Source organism: Nitratireductor sp. XY-223, from assembly GCF_004959855.1.
Classification (GTDB): Bacteria; Pseudomonadota; Alphaproteobacteria; order Rhizobiales; family Rhizobiaceae; genus Hoeflea_A.
In genome coordinates this window covers 908546-932074 of record NZ_SPNT01000001.1, presented here as the reverse complement: position 1 = coordinate 932074, position 23529 = coordinate 908546, and the positions used below count along the sequence as shown (strand labels likewise).

Here is a 23529-nt window from a genome sequence, read left to right as displayed (position 1 = left end):
CAGAGCACCAATTACAAAGCTATGCGCTTTGTCTTGAAAAATACCTTAACACTCAGAATTAACGTATCTTCCGAGCCGTTCCACCCCCATATACGTCAATATGTTGCTGTTTTGCAGCACCATTGTGTTGATCTGGCGGCAAGGACCTACTCCTTGGCCTCGTCCTCCATGGCCTCGCGCGACGATATTACCCGGTCCACGATACCGAAGTCCTTTGCCTCCTCGGCAGTCATGAAGTGGTCGCGGTCGAGCGTCGTCTCGATGGTGTCGTAGTCCTTGCCGGTATGCGCGACATAGACCTCGTTGAGCCGACGCTTCATCTTGATGATGTCCTGCGCGTGACGCTCGATGTCCGATGCCTGTCCCTGGAAACCGCCGGACGGCTGGTGCACCATGATGCGCGCGTTCGGCGTCGCGAAGCGCATGTCCTTGTGGCCGGCGCAAAGCAGCAGCGATCCCATGGAGGCCGCCTGGCCGATGCACAGTGTCGAGACAGCCGGCTTGATGAACTGCATCGTGTCGTAAATGGCCATGCCGGACGTCACCACGCCGCCGGGCGAATTGATGTAGAGCGCAATTTCCTTTTTCGGATTGTCCGCTTCCAGATAGAGGAGCTGCGCGCAGACCAGCGTCGCCATGGCGTCCTCAACCGGGCCGGTGATGAAAATGATGCGCTCCTTCAGCAGCCGTGAGAAAATGTCAAAGGCGCGCTCGCCACGGTTGGTCTGTTCGACCACCATGGGGACAAGCGACAGTGCGGTATCGACGGGATTGGACATTGCGTGGCCTTCTGTGCTGACCCCGTCTTTCGGATGAAGCGGGGAATCGGATCAATATTTGTCCCATACATAGGATGGCAAGGCGTTTCGGTTCAAGCCATGTTGACATCCGCGGGCCTTTGCCGTCCGTAAAGCGTTGAAGATAGTTAAGGCAGCGCGGCGTTTCCAGGCGCTGTTGAAATGGGGAAAAGAGGCGCCGAATGAAAATCGACAGACATGCGAAAACCGTGGATCTCGATCCGCGCGATCCGGCGTTTTTCAACGATCCCTATCCCGTTTACGAAGAGATCCGCACCGTCTCGCCGACATTTTTCTGGAACGAGTACGGCATGTGGTGTTTCACCGGCTTTGCCGACGTCAGCCGTCTCCTTCGCGACAAACGCTTTGGACGCCAGATCCTGCACGTCGCGACGCGCGAGGAGCTGGGACTTGCGCCGCCCAAGCCGCATCTTTCCGACTTCGATGCCGTCGAGGCCCACTCGCTGCTCGAGCTCGAGCCTCCGGCGCACACGCGGCTCAGGACCCTGGTCAACCGCGCGTTCGTGTCGCGCCAGGTGGAAAAGCTGCGGCCGGAAATCGCCGCCCTTACCCATGCGACGATCGACCGGTTCGCCGCCGACGGCGAAGTGGAACTCATCAAGGCCTTCGCCGAGCCGATCCCTGTATCTGTGATCGCGCGCATGCTTGGCGTTCCGCAGGAGCGCTGCGACGACCTGCTGGACTGGTCGCACGCCATGGTGCGCATGTACATGTTCGAGACCGACGAGGCCGCCGAGCACGCCGCCAACCAGGCGGCGCTGGACTTTGCGGACTGCCTCACTGAACTGATCGCCGAGCGGCGGCGCCATCCGACCGATGACCTGCTGAGCCACATGATCACTTCCGAGCGCGGCGGCGACCGGCTCAGCGATGCGGAACTGATATCGACGAGCGTGCTGCTGCTGAATGCCGGGCACGAGGCGACGGTCCACCAGACAGGCAACGCGGTGAAGGCGATCCTGGAAAACGGCCTCGACCACCAGGATCTGTTCAAGGACGACGGATCGACGGCGGCCGCGATCGAGGAATCGCTGCGCTACGACGCGCCCCTGCACATGTTCACCCGTTACGCGCTGGAAGATGTCGTCCTGGACGGCGGGATCGAGATAACGAAGGGCCAGGAAATCGGGCTGACGCTCGGCGCCGCCAACCGCGACCCTCGGCAATTCGCCGAGCCCGCCTCCTTCGTCGCCGGCCGGCCGGACCAGGCCAACGTGACCTTCGGCGCCGGAATTCACTTCTGCATCGGCGCGCCCCTCGCCCGGCTCGAACTGCAGGTGTCGCTGCCGATCCTGTTCGAGCGCCTGCCGGGATTGCGCCTCGCCGATACGCCACGTTATCGCGACGCCTATCACTTCCACGGCCTCGAGCGTCTCGATCTCGCCTGGTAAAGCGGGCCCCGCCTACTGGATCAGTGCCCGGAGCCGGTCGGTCACGAATTCCATCACCAGCACGATCACGAAGATCGCCAGGATGATGGCGGACGCGTTCTGATACTGGAACAGATCGAAAGCGACCTTCAGTTCCTGGCCGATGCCGCCGGCGCCGACGAGACCGAGCACCACCGATGACCGCACCGCCATTTCCAGCGCGAACAAGCCGGTGTTGATCATCGACGGCATGGCATCGGGAATGACGGCGCTGCAAAGGATGGAAAAGCGGCTGGCGCCATGGGCGGCAAGCGCCTCCTGGGACTGCTTGTCCGCGTCCTCCATGGCCTCGGCGAAGAAACGGCCGCAGAAACCGATCGTATCGACGATGATCGTCAGCGTGCCGGCCACCGCCCCGAGTCCGACCGCCGCCACGAACAGCAATGCCCAGACGAGATCGGGCACGGTTCTGAACAACGAAACCAGCGCCTTGAATGCATATCCGAAGACGCCGAACGGCGTGACGCCGCGCGCCGCCAGCCACGCGATCGGCAGGCTGATGATCAGACCGATGGCCGTGCCGACTAGGGCGATCTGAAAGGTCTCGAGGATGCGCCAGAAAATCCGGACCAGGAAAGCCGTGTCGGTGTTCGGCGGCATCATCCGGTCGACCAGGCTCGCCAGTCTCGGAAAACCGTCCGCCAGGCGTTGCACGGACGGGGCCACGTCGCCGGCCGAAACGATGATCAGCGCCCCCACCGCCACCGCGATTGTGAAACCGCCGGCCGAGATATTGGCGGTTCGTCTCGGCAAGACGCGCTCAACCATCGAACACCTCTGCCAGCATGGCCCGCGACACGGTAGAACTCGGCCGGTCGAAATGGACACGGCCGTCTCGCAGCGCGATGACCCGGTCGGAATAGCTCACCGCGTGTTCCATGTCGTGGGATGTATATAAAAGGGTGATTCCCTGGTCGCTGGCGAGGCGGCTGAAAACGGTCATCACATCGCGCCCCGCCGACGGATCGAGGCTGGCGGCCGGCTCGTCCGCGATCATCAGGCGCGGCCGGCGGACGAGCGCGCGGGCAATCGCCACACGCTGCTGCTGTCCCCCCGACAATGCATCGGCGCGTTCCAGCGCCTTCGCTTCGAGGTTGACGGCGGACAGGGCCTCCATGGCCCGCATCCGCCATTCGGCCGGCGCCATCATCTGGATCGCGGCGCGCCACGAGCCGGGATAGCCGAGCATTCCGTGGGTCACGTTCGAAAGCACGGACAGTTGCCGGACCAGCCCGTGATGCTGGAAGACAAACCCGATCTGCAGCCGGATGCGCCGAAGCTGCATCCTGGTCGGAGCGCCGCTGAAGGTCTCGCCGAGCGCCGTCACCGTCCCGCCGGTGCCCGGCAGCAACCCGATAAGGCATTTGAGCAATGTCGATTTTCCGGTTCCATTGGCACCGATCAGAGCGATGCGCTCGCGCGGACGGATATCGATATCAAGATCGCGAAGCACCGGCGTGCCGGAGCTGTAGCTTTTGGAGAAGCCGCTAGTGCGGATAATGCTGTTCTGTTCCATGGGAACCACCGGTGACGGAATAGAGGTGGAGAGGACCGGCCGGCCCTCTCCAAGGCATTTGTCTGCTTAAGCCGGCTTAGTTGCCGATAAAGTTCGAGAATGTGTCGACACCGATTGTCTTGTACATCGAGCGGACATAGTCGTAGTCGCTGTCCTTGACCTCGGTCAGGAAGAACCCGCCGGAGTATTTCTGGTTGTCGTCGCCCTTGAGAATCGCGGCCATCAACTCCGCGCCATTGTTGAGGAAAGCGCCGCGAACCTTGTCGACAACGTCCGCCGGAACGTCCTTGCCGGCAACGAGGATATCGTTCGGCAGATCGCGACCCCGCGCGACGACGGTAAAGGCCTGGTCCGGAAACGCATCGCGAATCTTGCGCAGGTGCCCGAGATTCATGCCGACGCCGGCAACGTCGCCGCGAATGAGCGCCTCGATGGCGACATTGCGCGAAATGATCTGCGGCTCGTAGTCCTTGCCGTAGTGGAGGCCCAGATCAGCCAGCGATTGCGCCGGTCCGAGATGCTGGGATGTCGAGCCGACGGAACCGAAAGTCACTTTCTTGCCCTTCAGATCGTGGGCCGCCTTGATCGGGCCGTCCGCCAGCACGACGATCTGCGCGAAATAGTCCGGACGCTGCCAGGCGACAACGATCTCGGGATCGGTAAGCTGCTTGATGACAACATACTCGGCCGGGCCGGTGAGAACGAAATCGACATGCCCCGCATTCATTGCTTCGACAGCGGCGGTCCTGGAATTGACCGGAAACAGCTCGATATCCATGCCGGCCGCCTTTTCGAGTGCGCTTTCGAAGGCGCCGAACTCCTGCTGCAGGGCCTCGAGCCCCTCAATATCGGTTACAGCAAATTTCACCGTGGAATCGGCCATGGCCGAAGCAGCCATCGCCACCGTGGCGAAGGCCGAAATAATCAGTTTACGAAACATTTTTCATCTCCCCACTTTCAAGCCTAGCCTGTCTAGACAGGTGGGGTGTCAATACGTTATGGACATGACGCGTATATGACAGGAATGCGATGGACACGTATTCTGCACCGGGCACGCTCTGTCCCGGATGTCGGTTGTTCGACCCGGAACCAACTCACGCGGCGGGGAAAGATGCGTATGGAGTCCCTGGATGAAGTCGAAAATCCGGACGTAATCGGCAGTCATGGTGCGTCGGACCTATCTCCGTGGCTGAGGATTTACCGGGCGTTACGCTCTGAGATCCTGTCGGACGATTTACCCAGCGGCAGCCGGCTGCCCAGCGAGAAGCAGCTTTGCGACCGGTTTTCGGTTACCCGCATGACCGTCCGGCGTGCGCTTCAGGCGCTGCAGCAGGAAGGCATGTTGATCGCCCGCAAGGGGGTCGGCGTCTTTGTGCGGCGGACACCGCCCTGTTACCAGATCACCGACGGCAACCGCTTCATCGACAACATCACCGCAGCCGGCGATACGGTCGGAACGACGACCCTGTCGATCGTGCGCGAGCGCGTGCTGGCGGAGCCGGCCGAGGCCCTCAAGGTGCCACGCGGCTCCCGCGTGATCGTCATCACCCGGCTCCGCCTCATCAACAATGAGCCGACATTCCTCAACTGCAAGCAGTTGCCGGCGCCCCTGTTTCCCGATTTCGACGCCGTCTACGCAAAACGCCAGTCGGTCGACGACGTATACCGCCACCACGGCATCGACAGCTACAGGCGCAGGGAAACACGAATCACCGGCGGGTTCGCCACCGAGGAAGAGGCTCGAATTCTCGGTTTGTCGGTCGGAGCGCCGCTGTTGCGCAGCCGTTCGGTCAACGAAGATGACCCGGGCACCCGAATAGAGTACAGCAACGGGTGCTGGCCGCTGACGGCGGTGGAGTTCGTGTTCCCCGGTCCATCGGAAAATATTCATCAACCGAACGGCAGTGGTGTCCAGGAATGAGCGAATTCTCGATTATCAACGGCCGGGTGCTTCTGCACGACGGTATCGCGGAGCTGCCTGTTCGTATCGCAGACGGCATCATTGCCGGCCTCGATGAAACAGGCGGCAATGTCATCGATGCGAAGGGCGCCTATGTCCTTCCCGGTATCGTCGACGTCCATGGCGACGCTTTCGAGCGTAATCTGATGCCGCGGCCGAAGGTCCATTTCCCGCCCGAGATCGCGCTGCAGGAATCCGACCGACAGCTCGTCTCCAACGGCATCACCACCGCCTATCACGGCCTGACGGTCTCCTGGGAGCCGGGATTGCGCAGCTTCGACCACACGCGGGAAATGTGCGATGCGATCGCGCGCAATCGAAAGACCCTCTCCTGCGACACGCTGGTGCATCTGCGGTGGGAGACATTCGCGCTGGATGAAGCGGAAGGTGTGCTGCAGATCCTTGAAGGCCAGCCGCACGCGATCCTCGCGTTCAACGACCACACGACCAAGTCGGCCCTCGGCAGGGAGAAACCGCACAAATTCGCGCAGATGGCGGAACGCTCCGGGCTGTCGCAGGACGAATTCCGCGCACGCCTCGAGGGTGTGTGGGAGCGGCGGGACGATGTCGAGCCGATGATTGCGCGGATGGCGCGGCGGGCCCGCGATGCCGGCGCCACGCTGCTTGCGCATGACGAGGCGAGTGTCGAGCAAAGGCGGTGGTTCCGCGGTCTCGGTGTGGTCGCCAGTGAATTCCCCCTCACCCACGAGACAGCGGAGGACGCCCGCGCCCATGGCGAGCATGTCGTGCTTGGCGCGCCGAACGTCGTGCGCGGCGGCAGCCACAACGGCGCAACGGACGCGACCTGGGCGGTGTCGGAGGGCCTGTGTTCCGTTCTTGCGACCGACTATTATTATCCCGCGCCGATCCTCGCCGCTTTCAAGCTGTCGCGCGAGGGCGTCTGCGATCTTGCAGTTGCCTGGGCGCTGGTTTCCAAAAATCCCGCCGAGGTCGCCGGCCTCGCCGACCGCGGCACAATCGCCCCCGGCCTGCGGGCCGACATGATCATGGTAGAGGCCGCCAAGGGAAACCAGCCGGCCGTAACGGCGACGTTCGTTGGCGGCAATCAAGTCTATGGCCGAAACTGAAGCGGCGCGTTATCCGCTCTTTTCGAGGTCCTCGATGAGCCTGTACTCCGTCGGCGGATCGGCACATACGGTCGGTCCGCATTCGATCAGCGTCGAAAACGCGTTGCCGACGGTCAGGACCAGCATCAGGAAGAACGCGAAGAGCGCCAGCTTGTGGCCCCCGAATTTCTCGTGGCCCGGCTCGTCCTTGAGGCCCTTGTACTGGCCCTCGAACAAGAGCATGACGGCGGTGCCGACCAGGACGAGGAAAAAACATATGCCGGCCCACGTGTAATAGTGAAGGCCCAAGACGGGTGACCCGTAGGCGCCGGTTCCCGGCACAATATGCAGCAGAATCTGCCGCACCGAGACGGATCCGCCGTAGAGCGCACCGATCAGCATGATGCCGTAATGGTGCGGCTTGGCCCCGTAGATCAGGTTCAGGCTGAGGCCGAATCCGACCATGACGAGTCCGACCCGCTGCAATAGGCACAGCGGACAGGGAAGCTCATCGAGTGCGAACTGGAACACGTAGGCGAATATGAGAACCCCGCAGATGACCAGCAGGCCGATCGAATTCAGTGTTCTTGATGGATGAGGTGCAACGATCATGGACCGGTCCTCAGAGGATGATCTTGAGTGGCGTGGTGGCGTGGTAGTCGAGCCAGTAGATGCTCAACAGCAGCGTCACGGCGAAAAGGATGTAGGACCAGCGCCAGTGATCGATCCAGGCAAGCACCATGGCAATCGCCAGCAGCGCGAACAAAAGGGCTATCATCGCCGGAGCCTCCCTGAGCGAATCGTGCAGGACCGATGATAGCAGATGCCGGCAGCCGCAAGAACCGGCACCGCACCGAATGGGGTGTTCCGGCCGCCGTGTGGGCGGCCGGATCCTCTCGTCGGGTTCCGGAGGCTCAGGCCTTGTCCAGCGCCTGGCTGAGATCGCCGATGATGTCGGCCACGTCCTCGATGCCGATCGACAGCCGAACGACGTCCGACCCGGCACCGGCGGCGACCTGCTGCTCCGGCGATAGCTGCCGGTGCGTTGTCGATGCCGGATGGATGACCAGCGAGCGCGTATCGCCAATATTGGCAAGGTGCGAGAAGATCTCCAGCGCTTCGACGAACTTCACGCCGGCCTCGTAACCGCCCTTGAGCCCGAAGGTGAAGACGGCGCCGGCGCCCTTCGGCGAATAGGCCTTCATCAGCGCGTGGTTGTCATCGTCCTCGAGGCCGGAATAGGAGACCCAGGCGACCTTGTCGTGGTTCTTGATCCAACTGGCGACCTCCAGCGTATTGTCGCAGTGACGCTGCATGCGCAGCGGCAGGGTCTCGACGCCGGTGAGGATGAGGAACGCGTTGAACGGCGAGATCGCCGGGCCGAAATCGCGCAGGCCAAGCACGCGGCAGGCGATCGCAAAGGCGAAATTGCCGAATGTCTCGTGCAGCACGATCCCTCCGTATTCGGGCCGCGGTTCCGACAGCATCGGGTAGTTGCCGGAAGCCGTCCAGTCGAAGGTGCCGCCGTCGACGATCACGCCGCCCATCGAATTGCCGTGGCCGCCGATGAATTTCGTCAGCGAATGAACCACCAGGTCCGCGCCATGCTCGATCGGGCGCACCAGGTAGGGGCTCGCCATCGTATTGTCGACAATCAGCGGAATGCCGTGCTTGTGCGCGATGTCCGCGAAGGCCTTGATGTCGACGAAGGTGCCCCCGGGGTTGGCGAGGCTTTCAATGAAGATGGCACGGGTTCGGTCGTCGATCTGGCTCTCGACGGAGTCCAGGTCACTCGGGTCGCACCAGCGCACGTGCCAGTCGAAACTCTTGAACGCATGGCCGAACTGATTGATCGAGCCGCCGTAAAGCTTGTTTGCCGCGATGAAGTTGTCGCCCGGCTGCATGATTGTGTGAAAGACCAGCAACTGGGCGCCATGTCCGGAGCCGGTCGCCAGGGCCGCGGTGCCACCCTCGAGCGCAGCGATGCGCTCCTCCAGGACGGCCTGTGTCGGATTCATGATCCGGGTGTAGATGTTGCCGAAGGCCTTCAGTCCGAAGAGCGAAGCGGCATGATCGGTGTCCTCAAAGACAAAGCTCGTTGTCTGGTAGATCGGCGTAGCACGCGCACCCGTGGTCGGATCCGGCTGCGCGCCGGCATGAATGGCCAGGGTGCTGAAACCCGGTTCGCTGTTCGACATGTAAAACCCCTCTGAGACAAAGACGCGAAAGCATGTTTATCCCGTAGGTGGGCCCTGAGGTCAAAGGGGTTTTTTTGACGCCGTATGCTGGCGCCGCGAGCCCTCACTGGGGGCGCGCACGTATCCCGAGCGCCTGGTAACCGCGCTGCAGGACCGGCTTCCTGGCCGAAATGATGCGGCTGTTGACGCCGTTCCACCCGATTTCTCCGGAGTGCCTTCCGTATTCGATTTTCGGACAGCGGTTCATGACCACTTTCAGGCCCGCCGCTTCCGCTTTCTCGGCCGCCGCGTCGTTGCGGACGGTCAGTTGCGCCCACAGCACCTGCGGTCTCGGGTCCAGGGCGAGCACATCGTCGACGATCGACGGTAGGGCATCGGAACCGCGGAACACGTCGACCATGTCGACCGGTTTCGGAATATCGGACAGCTTTGCATAGACCAACTGCCCGAGGATCTCCTTGCCGGCCTGGCCCGGATTGACCGGGATGACCTCGTATCCCTTCGCCAGCAGATACTTCATGGCGATGTAGCTCGGCCGGACATCCTTCGCCGACGCGCCGATCATGGCGATCGATTTGACCGAGTGCAGGATATTGGCAATATAGCTGTCGGGGTAACGGTCGTGGTTCATGAATATCTCAGTCATTCTGCAATCAAATTGCCCGCCGGTTTCTTATACGTGCGATCAACCGTTCGGAAAAGCACGCATGGGCGCTTGTCCGGAACCGGCAAGTCTTGTTCTGTTGACAGCCGCCGATGGCCGCACCATAAGGTCCCCCGGCCACACTGCCAATTGGCATAGCGGCACGGGAGGAGATCGCAAATGATGAAAAAGATACTGCTGTCATTATGTCTGCTTGTTGTCAGCCTGCCTGCCCACGCCATCAGCCGCTATGCGACACCGACCCTGACCTGCGAGCGCATACAGCAAATTCTCAAGGCTGAGAATGCCGCGATATTGCGTTATCCTTCTCCGCGCATTTCAGATCTGACACTATACGACATTTATGTCTCTGAAAGTCGCTTTTGCGCCGCCGGCGAACGCGGCGTCACGGCCTATGTCCCCGCCCGGGACACGCGGCAATGCCGCGTTCTGGAGTGCAAGCAGCGCACCGATGACGACCGTTAGCGCCGGCTAGATCAGCGGTCGGTCCATTTCGGATCGCGTTTGTCCAGGAAGGCACCGATCCCCTCCTCCGCATCGCGCGCCATCATGTTCTCGGTCATGACCCAGGCCGTGTAGTCATATGCCTCGGCCAGCGGTCTTTCGATCTGCTGGTAGAAAGCCTCTTTCCCGATCTTCAGTGTGAGCGAGGATTTCGACGCGATGGTGGACGCGTATTTGTCCGATACGGTGCGCAGGTATTCGCGCGGCACAATCCGGTTGACCAGACCGAATTCCTTGGCCGTGGACGCGTCGATCGCCTCTCCCGTCAGCAGCATTTCCATGGCCTGCTTGCGGTGAGCACCCCTGGAGACGGCAACCATAGGCGTCGAGCAGAACAGGCCGATGTTCACGCCCGGCGTGCAGAAGGTCGACGTATCGGTGCAGATGGCGAGATCGCAGGTCGCCACGAGTTGGCAACCGGCCGCCGTCGCCAATCCGTCCACTTCCGCGATCACCGGTTTCGGAAGCCGCGTGATGGTCATCATCACCTCGGAGCACTGCCGCATGGTCTTTTCGAAAAAGGCGCGGCCGCGATCCTCGTCGGCGCGGTGCGCAGTCAGTTCCTTAAGGTCGTGACCGGCGCAGAACACTTTTCCCGCGGCCGCAATGACGACCACACGGACGTCCGTGTCGGCTCCCGCATCGTCCAACGCCGTCTTCAGCACATCCAGCACGGCGATCGACAGCGCATTGGCCGGCGGGTTGTTCAATGTCAGTCTGAGGATGCCGTCGCTCAACTGGCGAACAACCAGCGCGCCCTCATCCGTGACTGGTACTGCGGTGGCTTCCGACATGACGTTCTCCCGCAAATTCGGTGGCAGCCGGTGCGGCCGCATTTCCATTTACTGGTATATCGCCGACGGCCCGCTTGGCAAGCGCCCCGCTTGCTTTTACGTTTACGTCAACGTTAGAGAGCAGAAATCGACTCGGGGAGGATATTTCGATGGCAAAGGTGGTGTTTGAAAAGGATGGCCGCATCGGCCGCATTACGCTCAACCGGCCGGAAGTGATGAACGCCATCGACGACGACCTGCCGTACGAACTGGAAGCCGCCGTTGCCCGCGCCAACGAGGACGACGGCGTGCATGTCATCGTCTTATCCGGCGCCGGCAAGGGCTTCTGCGCCGGCTATGATCTCGCCTATTACGCGGAGGCGCGCGAAGGCAAGGGATTCGAGGCCACCCAGGAAATGCCCTGGGATCCGATGAAGGACTACGCCTTCATGATGCGCAACACCGAAGCCTTCATGTCGCTGTGGCGGTCCCACATTCCGGTCATCGCCAAGGTTCACGGCTTTGCCGTCGCAGGCGGTTCCGACATCGCCTTGTGCGCCGACATGATCGTCATGGCGGACGATGCCCGCATCGGCTATATGCCGACCCGTGTGTGGGGCTGTCCGACGACCGCCATGTGGGTCTACCGGCTGGGTCCCGAGAAAGCCAAGCGCATGCTGTTTACCGGCGACACCGTCGACGGCAAGGAGGCCCAGGAAATGGGCCTGGTGCTCAAATCGGTTCCCGGCGAACAGCTGGACGAGGAAGTCGATGCGCTGGCCGAGCGCATGGCCGGCGTTCCGCTCAATCAGCTCATGATGCAGAAGCTTGTCGTCAACCAGGCCATCGAGGCAATGGGGCTGAAACAGACGCAGATGTTCGCAACGATATTCGACGGCATCACACGGCATTCGCCCGAAGGGTTGAATTTCAAGCATCGCGCCGAGGGGGTCGGCTGGAAACAGGCGGTCCGAGAACGCGATCTCGGCACATTCGACTGGACGAAGAACCGGCCGATCAACTCCGTCAACGACAGCTAGGACCAGGAAACGCCCATATGCATAAAGCCAATCCCGCACCCGTGATGACGGCCGAAGACCTCAACAAGTTCCTTTCGCAGGTCTATCCGCAGCTGAACGATCATCTCGCCGGTTACAGCGTGACCGAAGTCAGCCCCGGTGGCTGCACGGTCCGGCTGCATGCCACCGACCGGCACCTTCGGCCCGGCGGCACGGTGTCGGGGCCGTCCCTGTTCGCGCTTGCAGACATCGGCGGCTACGCCTGCGTGCTCTCCCATCTCGGTCCGGAAGCGCTCAGCGTGACCACCAATTTGAACATCAATTTCATGCGCAAGGCCGAGGCCGGGATGATCGACGGCCACTGCCGCATTCTGAAACTAGGCAAGTCGCTGATGGTTTTCGACGTCGAGATGACGACACCGGATAACGGCTTGACCGTCGCCCACGCCACGGGCACCTACTCCATTCCACCGCAAAAATAGGCCAAACGCTGGCGGCAATTGTGTGGTAATATAATACCTAAATTGCAAAATATTGATTTTAAAAGCTTTTCATGGATGCTTGCGCAAAAATTTCGCTTGCGCAGCCAAAAGGCATGCTCTATAACGCGCGCCATTATCGGTCCCTTTCGGGGCCGATCTGTTTTTGCCGGCCCCGGCCGGCAGCAAGCAACAAGAAGCGCCTTTGTCTCAAAGGTCCGAAGGAAAGAGCAATCCGATGAAAACCTTCTCGCAGAAGCCTGCCGAGGTGGAGAAGAAATGGGTGCTGATCGACGCCGAGGGTCTCGTCGTCGGACGCCTCGCTTCTCTCGTCGCCCTGCGCTTGCGCGGCAAGCACAAGCCCACCTATACACCGCATGTCGATGACGGCGACAATGTCATCATCATCAACGCGGACAAGGCCGTCTTCACCGGCCGCAAATACACCGACAAGAAATATTACTGGCACACCGGCTATCCCGGCGGCATCAAGGAGCGCACCGCGCGCCAGATTTTCGAGGGACGCTTTCCCGAGCGTGTCGTCGAGAAGGCCATTGAGCGCATGATCCCGCGCGGACCGCTCGGCCGTCGCCAGATGAAAAACCTTCGCGTCTATGCAGGTTCCGAACATCCGCATGAAGCACAGCAGCCGGTCGTCCTCGACGTCGCGGCGCTCAATGCCAAGAACAAGAGGAATGGCTGATCATGGCTGAACTCAACTCCCTCGAGGAACTCGGCGAGGCAACCGAGGCCGCAGAAGTCCAGGCACCGGTCCACGTCCAGAAGATCGACGAGCAAGGCCGCGCCTACGCGACCGGCAAGCGCAAGGACGCCGTCGCTCGCGTCTGGATCAAGCCAGGCACCGGCAAGATCACCGTGAACAAGAAAGATTTTACGGAGTATTTCGCACGGCCCGTCCTGCAGATGATCCTGCAGCAGCCGATCGTCGCGGCAGCCCGCGACGGCCAGTTCGACGTGATCGCCACGGTCACCGGCGGCGGCCTCTCAGGCCAGGCGGGCGCTGTCCGCCACGGCATCTCCAAGGCGCTGACCTACTACGAGCCGGCCCTGCGTGCCGTTCTCAAGAAGGGCGGCTTCCTGACCCGCGACAGCCGCGTCGTGGAGCGCAAGAAGTACGGCAAGGCCAAGGCCCGCCGCTCCTTCCAGTTCTCCAAGCGCTAAGTCACGGACGCCCCACAGATTTGCGAAAAGGCGCTGCCCCGGCAGCGCCTTTTCTTTTGCGCGCCGCCGAACAAGCGCGGCGAACCGGTCAGATTTTACTTGCCTTTCGAACGATTTCCCGCCAATCGCTCCCTATGCGCATGGTGCTGCGGATACTGATGGTTGCCGTGGCGGTCCTTGCAGTTGCCGGGACCTTCAGGCTGTCTTACGCCTATTTCCAGTCCGAGGAACTGTCCAAGGCCGACGAGAGGCTGTCGCTCTACCGCAGTTCGGTGGTTGCGGCTCTGGAGCGATTTTCCCACCTCACCTATGTGCTCGCCCGAGACCCGTTCGTGATCGCCACGGCCGGCGGCGACAACACGGACCGCCTGAACAGGCGGCTAAAGGGATTTGCCGAGCAGGCGGGACTCGACGCGATCTATCTGATGGCGCAGGACGGCGAAACGGTCTCCGCATCGAACGCAGGGGAACCGTCCAGCTTTGTCGGGCAGAACTACGCCTTCCGCCCCTATTTCAAGGACGCGATGTCAGGCCAACAGGGCCGCTTCTACGGCATCGGGGCCACGACGGGCGAACCGGGCTATTTCATCGCCGACGCGGTGCGCGGCGGCAACGGCACGGTGCTCGGCGTGATCGCCATCAAGATCGACCTGTCCCGGCTTCAGGAAAGCTGGCGCCGGGGCGGCGAGCAGGTCTTCATGACCAACGCTGACGGCGTGGTGCTTCTGTCCTCCGACAGGGCCTGGTCCTATCGCGTGCTGGCGCCGCTGACGGCCGAACAGCGCGACCTGATCCGCACGACCCGCCAGTTTCCCGGCCAGGATCTCGACCCGCTGGACTGGACGCCGCTTCCATCGCGGCGGGCAAGGATTAATGACATCGAGCGCCTGCACCTGACGGAGACCGGCCTGCCGCACGGTTGGCAGCTGCATTATCTTGCGAGCGACGACCGCGCAATCACCCGGGCCTGGCTGGCAACCGGTACCGCCGTGATCCTCGCCGGCCTCGTTTTGCTGCTGATGCAGATCCAGCGAACGCGGCGCATGAAGGCGGCGCTGAGGCGTTCCGAGGAAGAGGAAGCGCAATTGCGGCTGGCCAACGAGCGCCTGGCTGTCGAAATCGACGAACGCCGCACCGCCGAGCGCCGGCTCAAGCGCACCCAGGGCGAACTTGACCGGGCCAGCCGCCTGGCCGCTCTCGGCCAGCTCGCCGCTTCCGTCACCCACGAGCTCGGGCAGCCGATTGCTGCCATGCGCAACCACCTGGCCGCCGCTGAAATGTCCACACAAGGCAATGTCGCCCTCACCGGCGGATTGAGCGGGCTGGTCGAACGCATGGAAGGCATCACGCGCCAGCTCAAGTTCTTCGCGCGCACGGAAATGGAGAACTTCGAGAATGTCGATCTGCGCGAGGCAATGCAGGCCTCGATGGCACTGGTTCAGCCCAATCTTTCCGAGATCGACGCGAAGGTGGTGACTTCATTCGTGGGGCAAGCCGTTGTCGTGCGCGGAAACCGCCTGCGGCTCGAGCAGGTGATGACCAACCTGCTGCGCAACGCCGTCGATGCGATGGAGGAAACGGACGGCCCCGAAATCGACATCGGAATCGGCGTCGACGGGTCGACCGCATGGTTCGAAGTCCGCGACAACGGCCACGGGCTCGGCGAAGCGACATTGGCCGATATCAGGGAACCCTTTGTCACCACCCGCGAGAGCGGCCGCGGAATGGGCCTCGGGCTTGCCATAACCTCGACAATCGTCAATGACCACGGGGGTGTCATGACCGCCAGGAACGCCGAGGGCGGCGGCGCGGTGTTCCGGGTCGAGTTTCCGCTCTCCACCGACAGCGAGTCCCAATGACTGAGCAGCCCCAATTCTCCATTCTGATCGTCGACGACGACAAGTCGATGCGTCATTCCCTGATCGCGCTGCTTGAGGCCGCGGGCTGGCGCACGGATGCCGTCAACCGCGCCACCCTCGTTGCCGGCAGACTGGAAGAGGCTCGGCCCGATGTCATTCTTTCCGATGTGCGCATGCCGGGAATGTCCGGACTGGACCTGCTCGCATCGATGGACGTGAGCGCATCGCCGCCATTGGTGCTGATCTCGGCACACGGCGACATACCGATGGCCGTGCAGGCCATTCAGGACGGTGCCTACAGCTTTGTCGAAAAGCCGTACGAACCGCGAAGGCTGCTGACCATCCTTCGCCATGCGGCCGAACAGTCGCGCATGCGGCAAAGCAATTACCGTCTGAAAAACCGTCTACTGCAGCTCTCGGGCCTCGATCGGATCATGCTCGGCGAGACGGAAGAGATCCGGGACCTTCGCCGGAACATTCTGAACCTGGCGGAAACGGAAGCGGCGGTTCTCATCCAGGGTGAAACCGGAACCGGCAAGGAACTGGTCGCCCGCGCGCTGCACGACCTCGGGCCGAACGCCGACGGTCCGTTCCTGGCCCTGAATTGCGCTGCGCTGCCGCCCGACGGTTTTGAATCGGAGATGTTCGGCGTCAATGAAGGACCGGGCGGGCGTTTGCTCGCAGCATCCGCGGGAACCCTCTTTCTGGACGAGATCTGCGAATGCCCCGTCCCTGTCCAGGCCAAGCTGCTGCGCGTGATCGAGGACAAGCAGATCATGCCGGCCGGCGGTTCGGTTCCGATTCCGCTGAGTTTCCGGGTAATTTCGGCCACGAACGAGGATGTTCACGAGGCCGTCGAACAGAACCGGTTGCGCCAGGACTTTCTGTTCCGCATCAACACGGTGGTGCTGGATATTCCCGCACTGCGCCAGAGGCGTGATGACCTGGTGCTGCTGATCACCCACTTCCTTCAGGAATACGCCGATCTTTACGAGACCGCCGTTCCGGATTTGACACAGGACGACATCACAGCGCTGCTCGCGCATGACTGGCCCGGCAATGTGCGTGAACTGCGAAGCGTTGCTGAGCGTCGGATCCTGGCATCGCGGCGCGGCGGCGGAACCGTCGCGCAGGCCATCGCCACCGACCACCCGGTCGAGGACGTGCCCGACACGCTTCGCGAGGCCGTGGCCGCCTTCGAGCGCGAGTTGATCGGCAAGGCGATCAGGGCCCACAACGGGCGCATGGACGCCGTGGCCGAGGCGCTCGGCATCGGCCGGCGAACGCTCAACGACAAGATCGTCAAACTCGGCCTCGACAAGGAAGCACTGCTCTGATCCGGGCGCTTGCGGAAATCCGCAGGACACGGCGCAGACCGCGCGCGAATTTCTTCATAGGCAGATTGCACCCCCTCCTTGATGCTATAGTCGGGACAATCACAATCATCCGGGAGGATTATCATGCGCAAATTCTTTGGCCGCACGGCCGTTGCGGCACTCGCCGTTTCCATGGCTTCGGAGGCGCTGGCAACCGAGTGGAACGTTTCTTTGTGGGGCAAGCGCCGCGCGTTCACCGAACACGTCGAGAAGCTGGCTGAACTCGTCAGCCAGAAGACCAACGGCAATTTCACGCTCAACATCAGCTATGGGGGTCTTTCGAAGAACCGTGAGAACCTCGATGGCATTTCCATCGGCGCCTTCGAAATGGCGCAGTTCTGCGCCGGCTATCACCGGGACAAGAACCCGTCGATAACGGTGCTGGAATTGCCGTTCCTCGGCGTCGATTCCCTTGAGAAGGAGCGCGACATCTCGATGGCGCTCTACAAGCACCCGGCAGCCGTCAAGGACCTCGCCCGCTGGAACGCGACGCTGCTGATGCCGTCGCCCCTGCCCCAGTACAATCTCGTCGGCGTCGGCGACGCACCGAAGAGCCTTGCTGATTTCGACGGTCTGACGGTCCGTGCCACCGGCGGTATCGGCGCCGCGATGAAATCCGTCGGCGCGGTACCCACCTCCATGTCCGCGACCGAGGTGCGCCAGGCAATCGACAGCGGTGTTGTGAAAGCGGTCGCCTTCGCACCGCATGCCCACATGTCGTTCGGCGTCATTGAAAGCGGCAACTGGTGGACGACCAACCTCAATCCCGGCACCGTTAACTGCCCGGTTGTGGTCAATACCGACGCACTGAACGCCCTGTCCGACGAGGAGCGCGATGCGCTGCTGAGCTCCGTTGACGAGTCGCTCGACCACTACATCGACAATTACAACAACAAGACCATGAAGGCCTGGGGACCGGCTCTCGAAGAGCGCGGCATCGAACAGGTCACGTTCACGCAGGAAGAGATCGATGCATTCCGCGAGGCAGCAGCCGCGCCGGCCGCAGCGGCCTGGATCGAGGAAAACGGAGGGCGCGGGCTCCCCGCACAGGAGCTCTATGATTTCGTTGTCGAACAGATCAACCAGGGCAGCTAGGCCCTAAGCATGCCCGCGCCGCATTGGTTGCGGCGCGGCTCTAGCTCCAGATCCGATTTGCCGCATTCTGGGAGGTGGTTGTGGCAGGCTCATCCCTGGTGCTGTCCGACGGCAGCACACTCAGCAAAATAGACCGCCGGCTCTACCGGTTGGAAACGTTCATGGCGCTGCTCAGCGGCCTCGCGGTGTTCGCGCTCATGCTGCTCGCCGTCGTATCCGTCAGCGGCCGCAATTTCCTGAACCAGCCGCTACCCGGCTATGTCGACTGGATCGAGCAGGCGATGCCGCTCATCGCCTTCCTGGGAGTCTCATTCGTACAGCGCGACGGCGCCCATATCCGAATGGACATCGTCGCCGCCTCGCTTTCCGGCCGGACCCTCTACCTCGTCGAATTGATCACGACATTCGCGATCCTTGTCCTGATGGTGCTCATGGTCTGGGGAAGCTGGTCGCATTTCCTGCGCAGTTTCGATTTTGCCGCGCCGCTCTGGAGCCGGGACAGCTCGATGGACATCGCGCTGCCGATCTGGCCCGCCAAACTGCTTGCCCCGATCGCCTTTTCCGTTCTGTCCCTGCGCCTTGTCCTGCAGATCTATGCCTACGGGCTTGCCTTCTGGCGCAACGACGAACGTCCGGTGGCGGTGCCGTTGATCGCCGACGCGGCCACACAGGCAGCCATGGAAGCCGAGCATGTCTCCGGACGTGACGACTAGGGACACATTAAGTCATGGAACCCATTGAAATAGGCCTAATCGTCTCCGGCGGACTGCTGGTCCTTGTCCTGTTGGGCATGCGCGTCGCCTTTGCCGCTGGCCTTGCCGGGCTAGTCGGCCTGATATGGATCTTCTGGGCAAGGAAAGACTATGGCGCCGATGATTTCGGCTGGGCCCTGACCGTTGCCGTGAAAACCGCCGGACAGGTGCCGCATTCGAAGATTTCGAGCCAGGCGCTGAGCCTGATCCCGACCTTCATCCTGATCGGCTATCTCGCCTACTACGCCGGGCTGACCAAGGCCCTTTTCGAGGCAGCCAAGCGCTGGCTCGCCTGGGTCCCCGGCGGCCTCGCTGTCGCCACGGTGTTCGCCACCGCCGGCTTTGCCGCCGTCTCCGGCGCCTCCGTCGCGACGTCGGCCGTCTTCGCCCGCATTGCGATTCCCGAAATGCTGGCCATCGGATACGACAAGCGCTTTGCCGCCGGCGTCGTAGCCGCGGGCGGCACGCTCGCCTCGCTGATCCCGCCATCGGCAATCCTGGTTATTTACGCAATCATCGTCGAACAGGACGTCGGAAAACTGCTGCTCGCCGGCTTTATTCCCGGGGCATTCTCCGCCCTTATCTATGGCCTGCTGATCATAGGCCTGGCTCTGAGCATCCGCGGTTTCGGCCCGGCCGTGAAGGGCTTCACCTGGAAACAGCGCATCGTCTCTCTGCCGCCGGTGCTGCCCATATTCTTCGTTGTCATCACCATCATCTTGTTCGTATACAACCCCTTCGGCGGCGATGCCTGGGGCACGCCGACCGAGGGCGGCGCGATCGGCGCATTCGTAGTCTTCCTGATGGCGGCCTTCCGCGGCATGCGCTGGCCCGAGCTGAAGGACGCGCTCCTGGAGACGGCAAAGCTCAGCGTGATGATATTCACCATCATCTGGGGGGTGCTGATTTACGTCCGTTTCCTCGGCTTTGCCGACCTGCCCGGCGCCTTTGCCGACTGGATCACGTCCCTGACCATGTCGCCCATCCTGATCCTCATCTGCATCCTCCTGGCCTATGCGGTGCTCGGGATGTTCATGGATGCCATCGGCATGCTGCTGCTCACGCTGCCGGTTGTCTATCCCGCTGTCATGGCGCTCAACGGCGGGGAAGCCGTTTCGGCAGCCGAAAGCACGTTCGGCATGAGCGGCCCCATGTGCGCCATATGGTTCGGCATCCTGGTGGTGAAAATGGCCGAGTTCTGCCTGATAACGCCGCCCATCGGACTGAACTGCTTTGTCGTGGCGGGAGTCCGGGAAGATCTCAGCGTTCAGGACGTGTTCAAGGGCGTGACGCCCTTCTTCATCGCCGATGCGATCACCATCGCGTTGCTCGTCGCATTCCCGGCGATCGTCCTGTGGCTGCCGATGCGGGTCTGACAAGATATCGTGCGACGCGTCAAAGCCCCACGAGTTCCGTTCCGAAAAGATCCGGGCTATTCTGGCATGGTGCCTTCGATATAAAGTCGGCAGGCTATCAACCGGCGGATTGCGGAAACGATGCTGACAACTGCTGCGGTACTCTGCTTTGACACTGGCCGGGAAACCGGCAGTCCTCGAGCCCATGGCCAGCCTGCCGCGACCATGATTGGATCGACCTCGGTCTTCTTGTGGGCCCTGTGGCCGGCACTTGCCGTCTATTCCGCGCCGGCGCCGACTTTCCAGATCCTTGCGATGGGATTGACCATCGGCTTCATTCTGCTCGCCGCCCTGCGGATCGGCCGCGGAGAACCGCTCCGGGACATGTTCCCAAAGTCCTGGGGACTGCTGCTGGCCGGCATCATCGGCATACTCGGTACAAACGCCTTCAACTTTATTGCCGTGACACGCATTTCACCGGCCCAGGCAAGCGTCATTGCTTATCTTTGGCCAATGCTGGCGCTGGTGCTCGCGGCAGTGCTGGGGCTCAAGGCTCTACACCTGAGACATTACGCTGCCGTGATCCTCGGTTTCCTGGGCGCTGTGTTGGTGGTCAACCCGTTTTCCGGTGTCCAGCTGGACCTGATCGGCATCGGTTGCGCCTTTCTCGCCGGTCTGTCATTTGCCGCCTACACGACCTATCGCATGATCGACGATCGGTCTGCTTCGGATTCCGTTGGGGTTTATGGTGCGGTCGCGGCCCTCGTATGTGTTGCTATACACATGAATATCGAAACCACCCAAAGTCTAAACACAACGCAGATCGCAGCCGTAATCGCCTTGGGCGTGGCACCGATGGGGCTTGCAAATGCGGTTTGGGACTACGGCGTCGCGCGCGGCGATGCGCGTACGCTTTCGGTCCTCGCCTACGGCACCCCTCTGGTCGCGACCTTTCTGCTCGTCTTCCTTGGTCTTGCTGAAATCACGTATCTGCTTGTTGCGGGGGCGCTGTTGATCGTCCTCGGAGCAGCAATCGGTACCTGGCCCACACGATCCGACAGGTAGGCCGCCCGGCGGCGCCGTCGACCATCAGAAAACCGGTCTTTTTTGTCTAGGGCATTTGCTCGAGATACCGGGCGGAAACATAACCGCGCCCGCCGTTTTCCAGCCGGATCGCGGCCCAGCCGTTCTTCACTGTTTCGACGGCCACCAGGTCGCCCGTCGCGAGCCCGCCGATCCGGTCGAACGCCGTTCCGGGGCCGCGGCGGACATTGACCGCCGTTGTCGCCTTGAAGACCGTTCCCGGCTCTGCCTTTTCGATGAGTTCGGTCGCGTCCTGGGGCCGCCCCACCCTGGTGGCGCCGTCGCCCAGGAACCATTCCGAGAACGCCGCGTCTATTTCCTCCAGACTGCGGTCGTCCAGACTGGCCCGGACCACCGCCACGGCGTGGTCGCGCGGATCGACCTCGTAATCCTCTATTGCCCCCGGATCGCTCCGCTTCATCTCCTCGAAGATCCGCTTGAGCTTGCCGGTCTCCTGTAGATACATGGCGAAATAGCGAGCCGTCGCCATCATCGCGGCCTGGCGCGCCGACTCGTCCTCGCGGTAGATCAGTTCGTTCGGATTGCCCGCCGCTGCCTCGACCGCCTCGACCTGGGCCGGATCGTCGAAAAGGAACCAGTCGCTGCGGACAAGCTGCTCGACCGTCGGCCGGTACTCGCCCCACAGCCTTTTGAGGACGTTGCCGCGCCAGTTGTCGACACCCCAAAAACGCGTCCCGTTGCTAACAGAGACTTCGTAAAGTGAGGCTATGCCCTCGTCGAGCCATTGCGGGATGTTTCCGTATTCCGTCCGCACCATCAGGTGAAAGAGCTCGTGCAGCACCGTGCCGGACGCTGTCTCGGGAACGAAGGCGACCAGGCTGAGATCGTCCGCATAGGCGTATCCCAGCGTCGCCGCGCTGACATCCAGCCCGTGCAGATCGAGTGCCCGGTCCCTGAGCTGTTCCCGGTCGCCGACAAGGTGGATGGTCACGTAATGGTCGAGATTTCCGATACCGTATTCAGACGTCAGGAAGTCCGCGTAACGGTTCAGGGTCGATCCGATCTCTTCGAATTCAGCCCGCTCGTGGTCGTTTTCACTGACCAGGATCATCCGGCCCGATACCCACACGCGTCCGCCGGGCGACAGCCCCTTGGCCATCCGGTAGGCCGCCTCCTCGTCGTCGAGCCTGACAAGACGGTCGGTGAAATACGACCGCTCGAAATTCTCCACGCGTCGCATCGGATAGGACGTTACGGGCTGTGTGTCGTTGTCCCAGTAAAAGACCTTGAACACGGCACTCACGCCCGCGGGCGGCCAGTCGATCAGGGCGAGACGCAGCCGGTCGTCATCGCCGGCGGCAGCGCCCCCGCGGCATAGATCCAGCTCGCTCCTGACAACCTCCCGGCTCTCTGGAGTCAGCGGATAGGCGTAGAGCATCGCATTCAGCATGTTGACGCCGAAGGTCTGAAGGCCGTCGATACGGCAACCGCTGGTGCCGAGCATGTAGTCGACATCGGGTCGCCTGCCGAAATTGATCAATCTGTATTCGCGCAGCGGTGCATAGGCGCCCGGCCAAGCTTGCTGTTCCCATTCGTGCTTGCCTTCGTCGTAGAGCGCCTCGCCTTGTGCCCAGGCCGTACCGTGGCCGCCGAGCAGGCTGATGCAAAGAATGATCAGGACATGGCGCATCGCATTGCCTCCCATCGACAATCGCCTAGTTGCCGCCGTTCTCCGTGGGCGCGACCGGCAGAGGCGGCGGCACCGGCAGGTCCACCGCTCCGTTCGGTTGAAAGACCGGCTGGCCCGTCAGGAGCGGGCGAAGATAGACCGGGCTGTCGGTGGTCGCGATCCGTCCCGGAACAGCGATGGTCATGCCCATCAGTATCGCACCGAGCGTGGCCAGCACGATACCCGGGGAGGTCGTCGCCAGAGCCCCCGAGACCATGCCGCCTGCGGTTTCCGGACCCTGTCCCTTGGCGGACAGCGTCGTTTGCTTCACCTCTATGCGCCCCAGGATGAAGGCCGATCCGATCAGCGCCATCAGCATCCCGGTCAGAAAGCCCATCTGCCGTGTCCAGATCCGCGAGAGCATTGCAGCGTTGGCTTGCCGGTAACGGCTCTGCAGCGCATCGGCCTCGAGCAGCGTCAGGGTCTTGAACCTCAGGTACTCCAGATCTGCTGCCGCTTCCGGGCGTTCGGCTTCGAAGCTCTCGAAATACCCGGCGATCTCACTCGGCTGATGTTCCAGCCGGGGATAAAGGGTCCGGATTTCCTGAATGATCGCAACGGCGAAGAATATCCCGGCACCAATGACAGCGAACACCATGACGGGCAGCACCAGTCGCTGCCACCGCGCCAGCTCCTTGGGATCGGGCGGTTCCGGATCCTCGCGCTTCGCCTCTTCTGGGATTTGCTGATGCACTTTTGTCTGCAATGA

General features: G+C 62.1%; 25 protein-coding genes. 14 read left to right on the top strand and 11 right to left on the bottom strand.

The window, feature by feature from the left end:
- Positions 1-146: 146 nt before the first annotated feature.
- Positions 147-779 carry an ATP-dependent Clp protease proteolytic subunit gene (locus tag E4M07_RS04130; protein WP_136657002.1) on the bottom strand — a complete coding sequence of 211 codons (633 nt, stop codon included), beginning with the start codon at positions 777-779 and terminating at the stop codon, positions 147-149.
- Between the two features lie 200 nt (positions 780-979).
- Here E4M07_RS04130 and E4M07_RS04125 point away from each other — a divergent pair, with 200 nt between their 5' ends.
- The gene (locus tag E4M07_RS04125) at positions 980-2209 is read left to right on the top strand and encodes a cytochrome P450 (RefSeq protein WP_136657001.1); all 1230 of its coding nucleotides are present in this window, start codon (positions 980-982) and stop codon (positions 2207-2209) included.
- A 12-nt stretch (positions 2210-2221) separates the two neighbouring features.
- Here the strand turns inward: E4M07_RS04125 and phnE are convergent, their stop codons facing one another.
- From phnE to E4M07_RS04110, 3 genes are all read right to left on the bottom strand, one after another.
- Positions 2222-3016: a phosphonate ABC transporter, permease protein PhnE gene (gene phnE, locus E4M07_RS04120; RefSeq protein WP_136657000.1), complete on the bottom strand. Its 795-nt coding sequence runs from the start codon at positions 3014-3016 to the stop codon at positions 2222-2224.
- The gene (locus tag E4M07_RS04115; RefSeq protein WP_136656999.1) at positions 3009-3764 is read right to left on the bottom strand and encodes an ATP-binding cassette domain-containing protein; all 756 of its coding nucleotides are present in this window, start codon (positions 3762-3764) and stop codon (positions 3009-3011) included. Before E4M07_RS04115 ends, phnE begins: the two co-directional genes overlap by 8 nt.
- Positions 3765-3840: 76 nt before the next feature.
- Positions 3841-4704 carry a PhnD/SsuA/transferrin family substrate-binding protein gene (locus E4M07_RS04110; RefSeq protein WP_136656998.1) on the bottom strand — a complete coding sequence of 288 codons (864 nt, stop codon included), beginning with the start codon at positions 4702-4704 and terminating at the stop codon, positions 3841-3843.
- Positions 4705-4881: 177 nt separating this feature from the next.
- On the opposite strand from E4M07_RS04110, the gene E4M07_RS04105 reads away from it, so the two are divergent.
- Together E4M07_RS04105 and E4M07_RS04100 are read left to right on the top strand one after the other, a co-directional pair.
- The gene (locus E4M07_RS04105) at positions 4882-5685 is read left to right on the top strand and encodes a GntR family transcriptional regulator (protein ID WP_169054073.1); all 804 of its coding nucleotides are present in this window, start codon (positions 4882-4884) and stop codon (positions 5683-5685) included.
- Positions 5682-6812 (top strand): alpha-D-ribose 1-methylphosphonate 5-triphosphate diphosphatase, encoded by a 1131-nt coding sequence (locus E4M07_RS04100; RefSeq protein ID WP_136656996.1) that lies wholly within the window; start codon positions 5682-5684, stop codon positions 6810-6812. The genes E4M07_RS04105 and E4M07_RS04100 overlap by 4 nt, the downstream gene beginning before the upstream one ends.
- A gap of 9 nt (positions 6813-6821) precedes the next feature.
- Here E4M07_RS04100 and E4M07_RS04095 read toward each other — a convergent pair whose 3' ends face one another.
- From E4M07_RS04095 to E4M07_RS04080, 4 genes are all read right to left on the bottom strand, one after another.
- On the bottom strand, positions 6822-7403 hold the full coding sequence (locus tag E4M07_RS04095; protein ID WP_136656995.1) for a disulfide bond formation protein B: 582 nt from the start codon (positions 7401-7403) through the stop codon (positions 6822-6824).
- A gap of 10 nt (positions 7404-7413) precedes the next feature.
- Entirely contained in the window at positions 7414-7569 is a 156-nt protein-coding gene (locus E4M07_RS04090; RefSeq protein WP_206057166.1) for a DUF5993 family protein, read from the bottom strand.
- 136 nt (positions 7570-7705) lie between these two features.
- On the bottom strand, positions 7706-8989 hold the full coding sequence (locus E4M07_RS04085; RefSeq protein WP_136656994.1) for an O-acetylhomoserine aminocarboxypropyltransferase: 1284 nt from the start codon (positions 8987-8989) through the stop codon (positions 7706-7708).
- A 103-nt stretch (positions 8990-9092) separates the two neighbouring features.
- Positions 9093-9620, bottom strand: coding sequence for a CoA-binding protein (locus tag E4M07_RS04080; protein ID WP_136657497.1), 528 nt, complete (start codon positions 9618-9620; stop codon positions 9093-9095).
- A gap of 192 nt (positions 9621-9812) precedes the next feature.
- On the opposite strand from E4M07_RS04080, the gene E4M07_RS04075 reads away from it, so the two are divergent.
- Positions 9813-10118, top strand: coding sequence for a hypothetical protein (locus tag E4M07_RS04075; protein ID WP_136656993.1), 306 nt, complete (start codon positions 9813-9815; stop codon positions 10116-10118).
- Positions 10119-10129: 11 nt separating this feature from the next.
- On the opposite strand, the gene E4M07_RS04070 is transcribed toward E4M07_RS04075, so the two are convergent.
- Positions 10130-10951, bottom strand: coding sequence for an enoyl-CoA hydratase (locus E4M07_RS04070; RefSeq protein WP_136656992.1), 822 nt, complete (start codon positions 10949-10951; stop codon positions 10130-10132).
- Positions 10952-11100: 149 nt separating this feature from the next.
- Between E4M07_RS04070 and E4M07_RS04065 the strand changes: the two genes are divergently transcribed.
- The 10 genes from E4M07_RS04065 (at position 11101) to E4M07_RS04020 (ending at position 21112) form a co-directional block, all read left to right on the top strand.
- Positions 11101-11970 (top strand): crotonase/enoyl-CoA hydratase family protein, encoded by an 870-nt coding sequence (locus E4M07_RS04065; RefSeq protein WP_136656991.1) that lies wholly within the window; start codon positions 11101-11103, stop codon positions 11968-11970.
- A gap of 17 nt (positions 11971-11987) precedes the next feature.
- The gene (locus E4M07_RS04060) at positions 11988-12431 is read left to right on the top strand and encodes a PaaI family thioesterase (RefSeq protein WP_246660357.1); all 444 of its coding nucleotides are present in this window, start codon (positions 11988-11990) and stop codon (positions 12429-12431) included.
- A gap of 235 nt (positions 12432-12666) precedes the next feature.
- Entirely contained in the window at positions 12667-13131 is a 465-nt protein-coding gene (gene rplM, locus E4M07_RS04055) for a 50S ribosomal protein L13 (RefSeq protein ID WP_136656990.1), read from the top strand.
- 2 nt (positions 13132-13133) lie between these two features.
- Positions 13134-13610: a 30S ribosomal protein S9 gene (gene rpsI / locus E4M07_RS04050; RefSeq protein WP_136656989.1), complete on the top strand. Its 477-nt coding sequence runs from the start codon at positions 13134-13136 to the stop codon at positions 13608-13610.
- A 158-nt stretch (positions 13611-13768) separates the two neighbouring features.
- Positions 13769-15469: an ATP-binding protein gene (locus E4M07_RS04045; protein WP_246660356.1), complete on the top strand. Its 1701-nt coding sequence runs from the start codon at positions 13769-13771 to the stop codon at positions 15467-15469.
- Positions 15466-16806 (top strand): sigma-54 dependent transcriptional regulator, encoded by a 1341-nt coding sequence (locus E4M07_RS04040; RefSeq protein WP_136656987.1) that lies wholly within the window; start codon positions 15466-15468, stop codon positions 16804-16806. Before E4M07_RS04045 ends, E4M07_RS04040 begins: the two co-directional genes overlap by 4 nt.
- Before the next feature lie 123 nt (positions 16807-16929).
- Complete coding sequence (locus tag E4M07_RS04035) at positions 16930-17940, top strand: C4-dicarboxylate TRAP transporter substrate-binding protein (RefSeq protein WP_136656986.1); 1011 nt, start codon at positions 16930-16932, stop codon at positions 17938-17940.
- An 80-nt stretch (positions 17941-18020) separates the two neighbouring features.
- Positions 18021-18653: a TRAP transporter small permease gene (locus tag E4M07_RS04030; RefSeq protein ID WP_136656985.1), complete on the top strand. Its 633-nt coding sequence runs from the start codon at positions 18021-18023 to the stop codon at positions 18651-18653.
- A gap of 14 nt (positions 18654-18667) precedes the next feature.
- On the top strand, positions 18668-20068 hold the full coding sequence (locus tag E4M07_RS04025) for a TRAP transporter large permease (RefSeq protein ID WP_136656984.1): 1401 nt from the start codon (positions 18668-18670) through the stop codon (positions 20066-20068).
- 120 nt (positions 20069-20188) lie between these two features.
- The gene (locus tag E4M07_RS04020; protein ID WP_136656983.1) at positions 20189-21112 is read left to right on the top strand and encodes a DMT family transporter; all 924 of its coding nucleotides are present in this window, start codon (positions 20189-20191) and stop codon (positions 21110-21112) included.
- A gap of 46 nt (positions 21113-21158) precedes the next feature.
- Here the strand turns inward: E4M07_RS04020 and E4M07_RS04015 are convergent, their stop codons facing one another.
- Together E4M07_RS04015 and E4M07_RS04010 are read right to left on the bottom strand one after the other, a co-directional pair.
- Positions 21159-22796: an SH3 domain-containing protein gene (locus tag E4M07_RS04015; protein WP_136656982.1), complete on the bottom strand. Its 1638-nt coding sequence runs from the start codon at positions 22794-22796 to the stop codon at positions 21159-21161.
- A gap of 10 nt (positions 22797-22806) precedes the next feature.
- Positions 22807-23514 carry a hypothetical protein gene (locus tag E4M07_RS04010; protein ID WP_136656981.1) on the bottom strand — a complete coding sequence of 236 codons (708 nt, stop codon included), beginning with the start codon at positions 23512-23514 and terminating at the stop codon, positions 22807-22809.
- Positions 23515-23529: the final 15 nt, after the last annotated feature.